This is a genomic window from Isoptericola sp. NPDC057391 (genome assembly GCF_042668085.1).
GTDB lineage: Bacteria > Actinomycetota > Actinomycetes > Actinomycetales > Cellulomonadaceae > Isoptericola.
On record NZ_JBHVBO010000003.1, the window covers coordinates 1 to 13,535 of the forward strand.

Consider the following 13,535-nt stretch of genomic DNA (forward strand, 5'->3'; position numbering starts at 1 on the left):
GACGCGACAAGCGTCAGGGTCTCGCCGCTGGCCGGGTTCTCGACGGCGAACGTGCCGCCGTCGGACGCGTCGCGCCAGGCGCCGCCGACCAGCAGGCCGGTGGGCGTGGTGCCCAGCAGCTCGGCCGCGCGTTCGCGAGGGCTCGTGGTGCTGGTCGGAGTGGCCGGAGTGGTCGTCGTCATCGGGTTCCACCGTCCTTCGGCTGTGCGGTCGTCGTGCGGGAGGCGACGCGCGCGGCGAGCTGCTCGGAGCCGCGCGCGATCAGGGTGACGTCGGCGCCGACGACGACGTAGGCCGCCCCGGCGTCGAGGTAGCGGTCGGCCATGGCCGGGTCGAACGCGTTGACACCGGCCGGAGTCCCCACGGAGCGGCACGCGGCGATCGCGCCGAGCACGGCGTCGACGACCTCGGGGTGGTCCTGCTGGCCGAGGTGGCCGAGCGACGCGGCGAGGTCCGCGGGGCCGATGAGCACGGCGCCGACGCCGTCCGTGCCGGCGATGGCGGCGGCGTCGTCGATCGCGGCGCGCGTCTCGAGCTGCACGACGAGCGTGATGCCGTCGTCCGCGCCGCCGAGGTAGCCGGGCACGCGCGCCCACCGTGACGAACGGGCGAGCGCGCTGCCCACGCCGCGCACGCCGGCGGGCGGGTACCGGACCGCGCGGACGGCGGCCTCGGCCTCGGCGGCGGAGTCGACCATGGGCACCAGGACGTTCGTGGCCCCCAGGTCGAGCACGCGCTTGAGGCCCACCGGGTCGCCGGATGGCACGCGCACGAGCGTCGCGACCGGGTACGCGGCGGTGGCCTGGAGCTGCGCGAGGACCGTGGTGAGGTCGTTCGGCCCGTGCTCGCCGTCGACCAGCACGACGTCGAGCCCGCTACCGGCGAGCAGCTCCGCCGCCACGGGGCTGCCCATCGACGACCAGGCGCCGACGAGGGGGCGGCCCTCGTCCGCGGCCTCGGTGAGCATCGCGGCCAGCGAGCGGTCGGTGGTCAGACGAAGCGGCATGTCACGGCCCCCAAGGTCCCGTAGTCGGCGTGCACGGTGTCGCCGGGGTGCACCCACGTGGGGCGGGTGAACGACCCGGACAGGACGGTCTCGCCGGCGGCGAGCGAGTCGCCGTGCGCGGCCAGCTTGTTCGCGAGCCAGGCGACGCCGGCGGCGGGGTGGCCCAGCACGCCCGCGGCCACGCCCGTCTCCTCGATCGTCTCGTTCCGGTACAGCAGGGCGGACACCCACCGCAGGTCGACGTCGTCGACCCGCACGGGCCGCCCGCCCACCACCATGGCACCCATGGCGGCGTTGTCGCTGATGGTGTCGACGATGGTGCGCCCGGGCATCTCGACGCGGGCGTCGAGGATCTCCAGCGCGGGCACCACGCGGTCGGTGGCGCGCAGCACGTCGGTCACGGTGATGCCGGGGCCCTTCAGCGGGGCGCCGAGGACGAACGCGAGCTCCACCTCCACCCGCACGTTGGAGTCAGCGGCGTGCTCCACGACGCTGCCGGACTCCAGCACCATGTCGTCGAAGATGACGCCGTAGTCCGGCTCGGTGATGCCGGTCGCGGCCTGCATGGCCTTGGACGTCAGCCCGATCTTGTGCCCGACGACGCGGCGCCCGGCCGCGACGCCGCGGTCACGCCACGTGCGCTGCACGGCGTACGCGTCCGCGACCGTCATCCCCTCGTGCCGCGCGGTGAGCAGCGGCACGGGGGTGCGGGTGCGGTCGGCCTCGGCGAGCTCGTCGGCGATGGCGACGACGGCCGCGTCGTCGAGCGTGCGCTCGCCGTCCGGCGTCGTGCTCACAGGGTCGCCCCCAGCTTGAAGCCCTGCACGCCACCGCCGTCGACGTCGTCCCGGCGGGTGTAGGAGAAGCCGTCGGCGCCGACGGTCACCTCCATCTCGGAGTCGTCCGTGCGGGCGACGACGGGCTGCGGGACGCCGTCGAGGTCCAGCACGAGGGACGCCTCGGTGTACCAGCTGGGGACGACGGGGTTGCCCCACCAGTCGCGGCGCTGGTTGTCGTGCACGTCCCACGTGACGACCGGGTTGTCCGGGTCACCGGTGTAGTAGTCCTGCGTGTAGATCTCGACGCGGTGCCCGTCGGGGTCGCGCAGGTACAGGTAGAACGCGTTGGAGACGCCGTGGCGGCCCGGGCCGCGCTCGATGGCGTCGGAGCGGCGCAGCGCGCCGAGCTTGTCGCAGATGGCGAGGATGTTGTGCTTCTCGTGCGTCGCGAACGCCACGTGGTGCATGCGCGGGCCGTCGCCGCCGGTCATGGCGGTGTCGTGCACGGTCGGCTTGCGGCGCATCCAGGCGGCGTAGACGGTGCCGGCGTCGTCCTGGATGTCCTCGGTGACGCGGAAGCCCAGGTCCTGCATGAACTTCACGGCCCGCGGCACGTCGGGTGTGACCTGGTTGAAGTGGTCCAGGCGCACCAGCTCGCCGGGGGTGTGCAGGTCGTAGCGCCACGACAGCCGCTCGACGTGCTCGGTCTGGTAGAAGAACTCGTACGGGAAGCCGAGCGGGTCGATCACCCGGACCGAGTCGCCGATGCCCTTGGTGAAGCCCTCCGGGGCGCGGCGCACCTCGCAGCCGAGCTCCGTGTAGAAGGCGACGGCCTTCTCGAGGTCCTCCGGCGTGCGCACGCGGTAGGAGAACGCGGCGACCGCGGCGACGTCGCCCTGGCGCAGCACCAGGTTGTGGTGGATGAACTCCTCGGTGGAGCGCAGGTAGATGCTCTTCTCGTCCTCCTCGGTGACGTACAGGCCGAGCACGTCCACGTAGAACTCGCGGGAGGCGGCGAGGTCCGTGACGACGAGCTCCATGTACGCGCAGCGCAGGATGTCGGGTGCGGGGCTCGACGGCGTGGCGATCGGGTTGTCCGAGTGGATCGGCGCCTCCTGGGAGACGTAGAAGCCCGAGGAGGTGAGGGTGCGGTCGTTCAGGTGGGTCATCTCTGGCGTCCTTGCTCAGTTCTTGCCGAACGTGGGGTTGTGGACCTTGCCGAGCGTGATGTGCACGGCCTGCTGGTCGGTGTAGAAGTCGATGGAGCGGTACCCGCCCTCGTGGCCCAGGCCGGACGCCTTGACGCCGCCGAACGGGGTGCGCAGGTCGCGCACGTTGTTCGAGTTCAGCCAGACCATCCCGGCCTCGACGGCCTGGGAGAAGTTGTGGGCGCGCTTGAGGTCGTTGGTCCAGATGTAGGCCGCGAGCCCGTACTTCACGCCGTTGGCGAGCTCGAGCGCCTCGGCCTCGGTGTCGAAGGGCGTGATCGCGACGACGGGGCCGAAGATCTCCTCCTGGAAGATCCGGGCGTCGGGCTTCACGTCCGCGAAGACGGTGGGGGCCACGAAGTTGCCCGTCTCGAAGCCCTCCGGGCGGCCGCCGCCGGCCACGAGGCGCCCCTCGGTCTTGCCGAGCTCGACGTAGCTCATGACCTTCTCGAAGTGCTCCGGGTGCACGAGGGCGCCCACCTCGGTGTCCTTCTCGTGCGGGTATCCGACGCGCACGCGCTTCGCCTGGGCGGCGTACCGCTCGACGAACTCGTCGTAGACGGCACGCTCCACGAGGATGCGCGAGCCGGCCGTGCAGCGCTCGCCGTTGAGGGAGAAGACGCCGAAGATCGTCGCGTCGATCGCGGCGTCGAGGTCGGCGTCGGCGAAGACGACGGCGGGCGACTTGCCGCCCAGCTCCATCGACAGGCCCTTGAGGTACGGGGCGGCGTTGCCGAAGATCAGCTGGCCGGTGCTGCTCTCGCCGGTGAAGGAGATGAGCGGCACGTCGGGGTGCTTGACCAGCGCGTCGCCGGCCTCCTCGCCCAGGCCGTTGACGAGGTTGAACACGCCCTGGGGCAGCCCGGCCTCCTCGAAGATCCCGGCCCACAGCGACGCGGACAGCGGCGTGAACTCGGCGGGCTTGAGCACCACGGTGTTGCCGGTGGCGAGCGCGGGGGCGAGCTTCCACGACTCGAGCATGAACGGCGTGTTCCACGGCGTGATGAGGCCGGCGACGCCGATCGGCTTGCGGTTGACGTAGTTGATCTGGCGGCCGGGCACCTTGTAGGTGTCGTCGGCCTGCGCCACGATCAGGTCCGCGAAGAAGCGGAAGTTCTCGGCCGCGCGGCGGGCCTGGCCCAGGGCCTGGGTGATCGGCAGGCCGGAGTCGAAGGACTCCAGCTCGGCGAGGCGCGCGTCGCGCGACTCCACGAGGTCGGCGATCTTGTGCAGCACCCGCGAGCGCTCGCGGGGCAGCATCTTCGGCCACGGGCCCTCCGTGAACGCGCGGCGCGCGGCGGCGACGGCGGCGTCGACATCGGCCTTCTTGCCCGCGGCGGCCTGGAGGTAGGTCTCGTTCGAGACCGGGTCCAGCACGTCGAAGGTGGCGCCGTCGAGGGAGTCGACGAAGCGGCCGTCGATGTAGTGCCGGATCGCGGCGGGCAGGTCGGCGGGGCGATGGGTCTGGGTCTGCTCGGTCATCACTTCTCCGAAGGGTGGGGACGGTGGGACGCCTGGCGGGCGAGGACGGCGTCGAGGGTGTTGGTGCGGTGGCGGCGGGCGGCGAGCTCGACGTCGAGCGCCTCCGTGCGCCCCGCCTGCAGCCCGCCGATCAGGTCGAGGATCCCGTCGTGCTCGGCGACGGACTCCCGCGCCCGGCCGGGCACGAACGAGAACGACGAGTCGCGCAGCACGGTCATGCGCCGCCAGCCGCGGTGGACGAGGTCGAGCACGTGCGGGTTGGGGCACGGCTCGAACAGCACCGCGTGGAACTCGAGGTTGAGCTCGGTGAAGCGGTGCGGGTCGAAGTCGGCGAGGCAGTCGCGCATCCGCTCGTTGACCGCCCGCGCGGCGTCGAGCTGCGTGGCGGACAGGTGCGGGGCCGACAGCGCGGTGGCGAAGCCCTCGACCAGCGCCAGCGTCTCCATCGTGTGCTGGTACTCGGTCTCCTTGAGCAGCGCGACCTGGGCGCCGACGTTGCGCTCGAACGTCACCAGCCCCTCCGCCTCGAGGCGGCGGATCGCCTCGCGCACGGGCACCACGGACATGTCGAGCTCGCCCGCGAGCTGCGCCAGCACGAGGCGGTAGCCGGGCACGAAGCGCCCGTCCTCGATCCGCTCGCGCAGGTACGCGTACGCGCGCTGGGACTTGCTCATGGTGCCGTCGGCCGAGCCGGTCGGGGCACCGGCGGTGACGCTCACGACGCGCCCCCGGCGGTCTCCCGCTCGTACCGCGCACGCCACTCGGCGTTCATGGGGAACAGCCCGTCGACGGGCGCGCCGGCGGCGACCTGCTGCGCGACCCACGCGTCGGCGGCCTCCTGGGCCTCGGCCTCGGCGAGCACCTCCTCGACGAGCGCGGGCGGGATGACGAGGACGCCGTCGCCGTCGCCCACGACGACGTCGCCCGGCTGCACCGCGGCGCCGCCGCAGGCGACCGTCACGTCGGTCTCCCACGGCACGTGCTTGCGGCCGAGGACGGACGGGTGCGGGCCCTGCGAGAAGACGGGGATGCCGATCTCGGCGACGGCGTCGGCGTCGCGCACGCCGCCGTCGGTGACGATCGCGGCCGCGCCGCGCACGTGGGCGCGCAGGGCGAGGACGTCGCCCACGGTGCCGGTGCCGCGCTCGCCGCGGGCCTCGACGACGATCACCTCGCCGGGCTCGACGGCGTCGAACGCGCGCTTCTGCGCGTTGAAGCCGCCGCCGTGGGAGGCGAACAGGTCGGGGCGGAAGGGGATGAGCCGCAGCGTGCGGGCGGTGCCGACGAACCGGTCGCCGGGGTGGTTGCCGTGCACGCCCTCGACGAAGACGTCGGTGTAGCCGCGCTTGCGCAGCGCCGCCGACAGGGTGGCCACGGCGACGCCGGCGAACCGCTCGCGCATCGCGTCCGTGAGCGTGAAGGCCGGCTCGGGCGCGGGGACCGGCGTGCCCCAGGCCTCGGCCCGCTGCTTCTCGTCCACCGCCGGCTTCGACCCGAAGTCGCCGAACGCGCGCGTGCCGGCGGTGACGGTGGTGACGAGCCGGCCGCTGGACAGCGGTTCCGAGGCACGCGCGCCGGGTGCCTCGGGGGCGTCCACCTCGACCTCGACGACCTGCCCCGGCCCGACGACCGACGACCCTGCCGGTGTCCCGGTGAGGATCACGTCGCCCGGCTCGAGCGTGAGGTGCTGGGACAGGTCCGCGACGAGGCGGCCGAAGTCGAACAGCAGCGTGCCGGTGGAGTCGTCCTGCACGAGCTCGCCGTCCACCCAGGTGCGCACGCGCAGGCCCGCGGGGTCGATTTCGGACGCGGGGATCCAGCGCGGACCGAGCGGCGTGTAGCCGTCGCCGCCCTTGTTGCGGAGGTTGGAGCCCTTGTCGGCGGCGCGCAGGTCGTAGAGGCCGAAGTCGTTGGCCGCGGTGACGGCGTCGACGTGCGACCAGCCGTCGGCGGGGGAGACCCAGCGCGCGGCGGTCCCGATGCGGATCGCGACCTCGCCCTCGAAGGCCAGGAGCTCGGTGCCGAGCGGGCGCTCGATGGTGCCGCCCGTCGCGGCGAGCGACGAGCCGGGCTTGAGGAAGTAGGACGGCTGGCTCGGCGTCCGGCCCCGCTGCGCTGCGCGGGACGGATAGTTCAGGTGGACGGCGATGATCTTGCCGGGCTTGGGCTGGTCGTCGGTGACCACGGGCACCCCACTGTCAGGTCGAGGGCTGTCATGTCGTATCTCGGATGATATACGATTCCTGCCACTGCACCACCCGCGGACTGACAGAGAGGTCTTCCGGACATGACCACCGGCACCGCCGCCGTCCCCAGCGACACCGAACGTCGCGAGCTCCGACGCGTCGCCTTCGCGACCGTCATCGGCACCACCATCGAGTGGTACGACTTCTTCCTCTACGCCAACGCCGCCGGCCTCGTGTTCGGCGCGCTGTTCTTCGAGCCGGCCGGCCCTGCCGCGGCGACGCTCCTGTCGTTCGCCACGGTGGGGATCAGCTTCCTCTTCCGCCCGCTCGGCGCGTTCCTCGCCGGCCACTACGGCGACAAGATCGGCCGCAAGGCGATGCTGGTCGTGACGCTGATCCTCATGGGCGTGGCGACCACCCTCATCGGCCTCCTGCCCACCTACGCGCAGATCGGTATCGCCGCGCCGATCCTGCTGGTCGTGCTGCGCGTGCTGCAGGGTCTGTCGACCGGCGGCGAGTGGGGCGGCGCGGTCCTCATGGCCGTCGAGCACGCCCCGGCCGGCCGGCGCGGGCGCATGGGCGCGTTCCCGCAGATGGGCGTGCCCCTGGGCATGCTGCTCGCCTCCGGCGTCCTCGCCCTCATGACCGGCGTCATCTCCCCGGGAGACGCGTTCGTCGAGTGGGGCTGGCGCATCCCGTTCCTGCTGAGCTTCGTGCTGGTCGTCGTCGGCATGGTGGTGCGCCGCAAGGTCGAGGAGAGCCCGGTCTTCACCGAGCTCGCGGTCAAGCGCGAGCGCAGCCGGATGCCGATCGTCGAGCTGTTCCGGAAGCACTGGCTGCTCGTGATCCTTGCCGCGCTCACCTTCGCGGGCAACAACGCGGCCGGGTACATGACGACCGGCGGGTTCCTGCAGAACTACGCCACGACGCCGATCGCCGAGGGCGGGCACGTGGGGATGGACCGCACGCCCGTGCTGCTGGCGGTAGCGGGCTCCGCGGCGGTGTGGCTGCTCTTCACCTGGCTGGGCGCGAGCCTGTCCGACCGGATCGGGCGGCGGAACACCTACATCGCGGGCTGGATCGTCTTCCTCATCACGGTGTGGTTCCTGTTCCCGCTGGTGGAGACCGGAAGCGCGTGGCTGTTCTTCGTCGGCATCGCGCTGTTCACCATCGGCAACGGCTTCACGTACGGCCCCCAGGCCGCGTACTTCACGGAGCTGTTCCCCGCGTCCATCCGGTACTCCGGCGTCTCCATCGCGTACGCGATCGGTGCCGTCCTCGGCGGGGCGTTCGCACCGCTGATCTCGGCGTGGCTCGTCCAGGCCACCGGTACGAGCCGGGCCGTCGCCTGGTACATGGCGGGCATCATGACGCTCGCGTTCGCGGCGACGCTCCTGCTGCGCGACCGCACGGACATCCCGCTCGGCCCGGACGCCGAGGAGGCACAGTCCGAGAGCCCGATCTACGGGGTCACGCGAGCCTGACCGTCAGGGCTCGACGCGCGGGTCGTCCAGCTGCGTGCCCTCGACGTACGGGCCGAAGAACAGGTCGGCGCCGTCGGCGGTCAGCCGGGTCCTCGTGGCCCGGCGGCCGCCGTCGGCGTCCGGCGCGAGCGCCTCGAGGGTGGCGAACCGCAGCCGCCCGCCGGGCACCCCGTCGTCGCGGACCGTGAGGTCCCAGCCGTCCGCAGTCTCCACGAGGCGCGGGTCGGCGAGCACGACGCGCATCATCCCGCCGTGCCCGGTGAAGGTCACCGACCCGCGGAAGGCCAGCGGCTCGTCGGCCGGGGGGAACCTGAAGCCCGCAGCGGTCGCCTCGACGCCGTCTGCCGTCTCGACGCGACCGTCGGGCATGGCCTGCGTGTACTGGACCAGGGAGGCCTTGACGCCCCAGACCATGGCGCTCATACGGTCTGCGGGGCGGGCCAGCGGATCGACCGTGCGAAGTCCACGAGCGCCCGGACCCGGGCGGGCGGCTGCTGCGTCGCGGACCAGATCACGTCGATGCCGACGGGCGGCACGGCCGGAGTGATCTCCTTCATCGCGACAGGGTAGCCCTCGTAGCTCGCGGGGTTCGCGGGCCGCTGGACGAGGATCCCGTAGCCCAGCCCGCGCCCGACGAGCGTGCGCACGGCCTCGTAGCTCGTCGTGCGGTGCCGGATGCGCGGCACCAGCCCGCGGGCCGTGAACAGCGACAACGTGTGCTCGCTGGACGGCGGGGCGTCCAGCAGGATCAGGTCGCGCTCGACGACGTCCTCGAGCCGGACGGCGGGCACCGCGGCGAGCGTGTCGTCGCCGGCGACGAGGACGTGCGCGGGCAGCTCGAACAACTTCTCCCGCCGCGGGTGCCCAGGAACGAGCGTGTCGTAGACGAACGCGACGTCGACCTCCCCGGTCTCGATGCGGCCCTCGAGCTGGTCGTGCGTGGCCTCGAGGATCTGGAGGTCGACGCGGGGGTGCGCCTCGCCGAAGTCGTGCAGCAGGGGCGGCAGCACGGTCGGGGCGAGCGTCGGGTAGCACCCGATGGTGATCGGGCCGACGAGCTCGTCGCCGTCGCCCCGCATCGACAGGGCGAGCTCACGCGCCGACGCCAGCAGCGGGCGGGCGCTTGCGACGACGTGCGCTCCGGTGCCGGTGAGCGTGAGCCCGTGCGCGCGCCGTCGCACGGTGAGCCGGCTGCCGAGCACGCGCTCGAGCTCGGTGATCGCGTCCGAGAGGGCGGACGGCGAGACGTGCAGCCGCGCCGCGGCAGCGGCAATGGTGCCCTCGTCGGCGGCCGTCACCAGGTACGACAGCTGGCGGAGCGTGAAGTCGGGGGAGTCGTCGACCATGCTTCCTCGGATCAATCGAAGTTGTTACGCTGATCAAACCGCTTTTCTCGGGGTGTGAGCCGCTCCTATGGTCGGCGAGGCGCCACCGCCGGCGCCACCCCTGACCACGAGGAAGTCGTCATGGCAGCTCCCGCCCCCGCGGCCCCCGGCCGCCCCGCCCCCGTCGCCGACTGGGTCACCATCCCCGACCTGTTCCGCGACCCGTTCCCGATCTTCGAGCGGCTGCGCGCCGAGGGCGGCGTGCACTGGGTGCCGCAGGTGGGTCGCTACCTCGTGTCGTCGTACGAGGCGGTGCACGCCACCGAGATGGACCAGGAGACCTTCTCGGCGAACGAGGAGGGTTCGCTGCAGATCCGCGCGATGGGGCACTCGATGCTCCGGCGCGACGACCCGGAGCACTACGCCGAGCGCAAGGCGTGGCAGCCGGTGCTGCGCCCGGGCGCCGTGAAGCGCACGTGGACCGGCGTGTTCGAGCGCAACGCCGCCCGATACCTCGACGAGATGGTCGCCAAGGGTCCCGGTGCCGACCTGATCTGGGACTTCGCCGCGCCGTACGCGGCGGAGAACCTGCGCGAGATCCTCGGCCTCTACAACGCCACCCAGGAGGACATGCAGCGCTGGTCGCAGACCCTCATCAACGCGACCGGCAACTACGCCGACGACCCCGAGGTGTGGACCGCGGGGGAGCGCTCCTTCGACGAGGTCGACGACGCGCTCGACGAGATGATGCGCTGGCACGCCGACCACCCCGACCACAGCCTGCTGTCGTCGCTGCTGCGCATCCCGGACTACGAGATGCCGTTGGAGCGGGTGCGCGCCAACATCAAGATGACCATCGGCGGCGGGCTCAACGAGCCGCGCGACGCCCTCGGCGTCGCGGCCTGGGCGCTGCTGACCCATCCCGAGCAGCGCGCCGCCGTCGAGGCCGACCCTGCCCTGTGGCCGGCCGTCTTCGACGAGACGCTGCGCTGGGTGGCACCCATCGGCCTGTACTCGCGCCAGACGACGCGCGACGTCGACCTCGCCGGCGTGAGCCTGCCCGCCGGTGCGCGTCTGGGCATCTGCCCGCTGTCCGCCAACCGGGACGAGACGGTCTGGGCCGACGCCGCGGCCTTCGACGTGCGCCGCGAGGTCAAGCCGCACCTGGCGTTCAGCAAGGGCGTGCACGTGTGCCTCGGCGCCTGGGTGGCGCGCGCCGAGGTGGCGGCCGTGGGCCTGCCGCGCCTCTTCGAGCGGCTGCGCGGCCTCGACCTGGTCCCCGAGGACCCGGCCGAGATCGGCGGCTGGGTGTTCCGCGGGATGACGCGCATGCCGGTGCGGTGGGACGCGCAGGCCCCGCCCGAGCGGACGGGACCGGCGGCGTCGGCGTCGTCGGAGCACGTGGCGGGCGCGCCCGAGCCGCGCGGCCGTATCGCGATCGTCGGGGCCGGACCGGCAGGGTGCTTCACCGCCCAGGCGCTGCGCCGCACGCTGCCCGGCTGCACCCTCGACGTGCTCGACGACCTGCCGGTGCCGTACGGGCTGGTGCGGTACGGGGTGGCCGCCGACCACCAGGGGACGAAGTCGGTCGCGCGCCAGTTCGACCGGCTGTTCGCCGACCCGGCCGTCTCGTTCCACGGCAACACGCGCCTCGGCACGCATGTGAGCCTGGACGAGCTGCGCGGCGCCTACGACGCCGTCGTCCTGGCCACGGGTGTGCACGGCGACGCTCCCCTCCCCGTCCCGGGCGCGGGCCACCCCCGCGTGCACGGCGCGGGCCGGATCACGCGGCTCCTCAACGGCCACCCCGACGAGTCGGGAGTGCCCGAGCTGGGCGAGGAGGTCGTCGTCGTCGGGCACGGCAACGTCGCGATGGACGTGGTGCGGCTGGTGGCCCGCCGCGCCGAGGACCTCGACGGGACGGATGTCGACGACGTGACCCGCGAACACCTCGTCGGGAACGTCCGCGTGGTGCACGTCGTGGGCCGCGGCACGCCGGAGGCCGCGCGGTTCGACCCGGTCATGGTGCGCGAGATCGCCGGGATGACGGGAGTGACGCACCGCGTGCACGGTGCGGACCTCGGCGCGGTCCCTCCGGGCAAGGACGCCCGCCTCGACGCGGTGCGCGACCTGGCCGCCGCGGGGGAGGACGACGGTGCGCGCGTGCGGGTCGAATGGTGGTTCGGCCTCGCGCCGGAACGCATCGAGGGGACCGCCGACGGCCGCCTCGCCGTCCGGTTCCGCAGCCCGGCGGACGCCGTGACCCTGCGCGCCGACGACGTCGTGACGGCGGTCGGGTTCGCGGCCGACGCGGGGAGTCCCGTGGCGCCCGGCGCCTACGAGGACGGGCGCGTCGAGACCGGGCTGTACGTCGCGGGGTGGCTGCGGACCGGCCCCCGCGGGACCATCCCGGACCAGCGGACCCATGCTCGTGCGCTCGCGGCCACGATCGCCGAGGACCTGCGGGTCGCCCGCCACGCGGGCACGCGCCCGGGCCTGGCGCGGCACGGTGACGCGACCGACTTCGACGGGTGGCGCCGCATCGACCTGCGCGAGCGGCTCGGCGCCGCCCCCGGGCGGGACCGGGCGAAGCTGCGCACGCGCGCGGAGCTGCTCGCCGCGGCGCGCGACGTCGACCTCGAGCTGCCCGCGCAGGAGGCTGCGGACGCAGCCCGCGTCGGCGCCGCCGGCCCTGTCACGGTGCTGTTCGGCACGGAGTCTGGCGGCGCGGAGATGGTCGCCGACGACCTGCGCCGTGCGCTGGCCGACGAGGCCGAGGTGCGCGACCTCGCGGACACGCGACCCGAGGACCTCGATCCCGCGCGGGTCCACGTCGTCGTGTGCGCCACCTACGGGGACGGGGAGGTGCCCACCTCGGCACGCCCCTTCCACCGGGCGCTCGTCGAGCGTCGCCCCGACCTGTCCGGGCTGCGCTACGCCGTCTTCGGGATGGGGGACCGCAGCTACACCCGGACGTACTCGCGTGGGAGCGAGCTGGTGGACGAGGCGCTGGCCGCGTGTGGTGGCCGACGGTTCGGCGAGTACGGCCGGCACGATGCCGGCGGACCGGTCGAGGCCGCCGACGCCGCGCTGGAGTGGCTCGAGGGCGTGCTCGCCCAGGTGCCCGTGCCCGTGCAGGCCTGACGCGGCGGCCGGCTCACGGCCTCGACACCGGCCCGGTCACCGCAGCTTCTTGCGCACGCTCAGGTAGGTGCGCTCGGTGACCGGGCCCCAGGTGCCGGTGGCGGACACGCCGACCACCCGCTGCAGGGCGGCGACGGCCTTGTCGTGCGCGGCGCGGGACTTCGGGCCCCACTTCCCGTCGGCGGTGACGCCGACCGCGCGCTGCGCCGTCTTCACGCCGTAGGGGAACTTCCCGCCGTGCATGCGGGAGGCGGCGCGGATCGCCTGCAGCCGCTGGTCCGTGTTGGTGCCCCACAGGTTGTCCCTCTGGGCCAGCGGGAAATGTGCCACCTGCTGCAGCCGCTGCGTGGTGCGCGAGCCCGCCGGTGCGCGCACGAGCCCCCTGCCGTAGTTCGACGTCGTCCCGACGTCCACGTGCATGTGGCTGCGGTGGCCCGCGGCCGAGCCGACCGTGCCGTCGCGCGCGTAGATCACGCCCAGGCCCATCGAGTCCGCGACCTTGATCGCGAACCGCACGCGGGTGCGCTCCGAGGCGGGCGCCCCCGCGGGGCCGTAGTTGAGGTCCGCCGCGAGCCCGTCGTAGTGCCAGGAGTTCCGCGAGTGCGCCCCGCGCGTCACGCCGCCGTACGACGGGTGCTCCGAGACCCGGAACCCGTACGCGCGCGCCCAGCTCAGGAACGCCCGGAGCGTCGCGGACGAGCTCTTCTGCGGGCCGATCCGCAGGGCCAGCGGCCCTTGGGCGGGCTGCGCGACCTGTCCCGAGCGCTCGGGAGCCTGCGGCGCGGCGGCCACGGGGGCGGCGCCGAGCGGGGCGAGCAGGACGGCGCAGACGCCGGCCGCCGCGAGGCGTCGGCGCGACCCGGCGGCGCGGCGGGCGCGGGCGGGGGCGATCGGTCGTGAGCTCACGGGACACCTCGCTGA

Annotated in this window: 11 protein-coding genes and 1 pseudogene; 2 read left to right on the forward strand and 10 right to left on the reverse strand. The window is 73.5% G+C overall.

The window, feature by feature from the left end; all coding sequences use genetic code 11:
- The 7 genes and pseudogenes from ACFUVW_RS00710 to ACFUVW_RS00740 all read right to left on the reverse strand — a co-directional run.
- Window positions 1-182, reverse strand: a pseudogene (locus tag ACFUVW_RS00710) (NAD-dependent succinate-semialdehyde dehydrogenase); the annotation flags it as partial.
- Window positions 179-1,006 (reverse strand): aldolase/citrate lyase family protein, encoded by an 828-nt coding sequence (locus tag ACFUVW_RS00715; RefSeq protein ID WP_430569424.1) that lies wholly within the window; start codon window positions 1,004-1,006, stop codon window positions 179-181. The pseudogene ACFUVW_RS00710 and the gene ACFUVW_RS00715, both read right to left, overlap by 4 nt.
- A complete protein-coding gene (locus ACFUVW_RS00720; protein ID WP_430569425.1) occupies window positions 991-1,803 on the reverse strand; it encodes a fumarylacetoacetate hydrolase family protein in 813 nt (270 codons plus the stop codon). Before ACFUVW_RS00720 ends, ACFUVW_RS00715 begins: the two co-directional genes overlap by 16 nt.
- A complete protein-coding gene (gene hpaD / locus ACFUVW_RS00725) occupies window positions 1,800-2,954 on the reverse strand; it encodes a 3,4-dihydroxyphenylacetate 2,3-dioxygenase (protein ID WP_430569426.1) in 1,155 nt (384 codons plus the stop codon). Before hpaD ends, ACFUVW_RS00720 begins: the two co-directional genes overlap by 4 nt.
- A gap of 15 nt (window positions 2,955-2,969) precedes the next feature.
- Window positions 2,970-4,475: a 5-carboxymethyl-2-hydroxymuconate semialdehyde dehydrogenase gene (gene hpaE, locus ACFUVW_RS00730; protein ID WP_430569427.1), complete on the reverse strand. Its 1,506-nt coding sequence runs from the start codon at window positions 4,473-4,475 to the stop codon at window positions 2,970-2,972.
- Window positions 4,475-5,149: a GntR family transcriptional regulator gene (locus tag ACFUVW_RS00735; RefSeq protein WP_430569477.1), complete on the reverse strand. Its 675-nt coding sequence runs from the start codon at window positions 5,147-5,149 to the stop codon at window positions 4,475-4,477. Before ACFUVW_RS00735 ends, hpaE begins: the two co-directional genes overlap by 1 nt.
- Before the next feature lie 41 nt (window positions 5,150-5,190).
- Window positions 5,191-6,660: a fumarylacetoacetate hydrolase family protein gene (locus tag ACFUVW_RS00740; RefSeq protein ID WP_430569428.1), complete on the reverse strand. Its 1,470-nt coding sequence runs from the start codon at window positions 6,658-6,660 to the stop codon at window positions 5,191-5,193.
- Window positions 6,661-6,762: 102 nt separating this feature from the next.
- Here ACFUVW_RS00740 and ACFUVW_RS00745 point away from each other — a divergent pair, with 102 nt between their 5' ends.
- Window positions 6,763-8,145, forward strand: coding sequence for an MFS transporter (locus ACFUVW_RS00745; protein ID WP_430569429.1), 1,383 nt, complete (start codon window positions 6,763-6,765; stop codon window positions 8,143-8,145).
- Window positions 8,146-8,148: 3 nt separating this feature from the next.
- Here ACFUVW_RS00745 and ACFUVW_RS00750 read toward each other — a convergent pair whose 3' ends face one another.
- Complete coding sequence (locus tag ACFUVW_RS00750) at window positions 8,149-8,568, reverse strand: HtaA domain-containing protein (RefSeq protein WP_430569430.1); 420 nt, start codon at window positions 8,566-8,568, stop codon at window positions 8,149-8,151.
- Window positions 8,565-9,491: a LysR family transcriptional regulator gene (locus ACFUVW_RS00755; protein ID WP_430569431.1), complete on the reverse strand. Its 927-nt coding sequence runs from the start codon at window positions 9,489-9,491 to the stop codon at window positions 8,565-8,567. Before ACFUVW_RS00755 ends, ACFUVW_RS00750 begins: the two co-directional genes overlap by 4 nt.
- A gap of 120 nt (window positions 9,492-9,611) precedes the next feature.
- Here ACFUVW_RS00755 and ACFUVW_RS00760 point away from each other — a divergent pair, with 120 nt between their 5' ends.
- Complete coding sequence (locus tag ACFUVW_RS00760; protein WP_430569432.1) at window positions 9,612-12,614, forward strand: cytochrome P450; 3,003 nt, start codon at window positions 9,612-9,614, stop codon at window positions 12,612-12,614.
- A 36-nt stretch (window positions 12,615-12,650) separates the two neighbouring features.
- Here the strand turns inward: ACFUVW_RS00760 and ACFUVW_RS00765 are convergent, their stop codons facing one another.
- Entirely contained in the window at window positions 12,651-13,520 is an 870-nt protein-coding gene (locus tag ACFUVW_RS00765) for a hypothetical protein (RefSeq protein WP_430569433.1), read from the reverse strand.
- Window positions 13,521-13,535 lie beyond the last annotated feature (15 nt).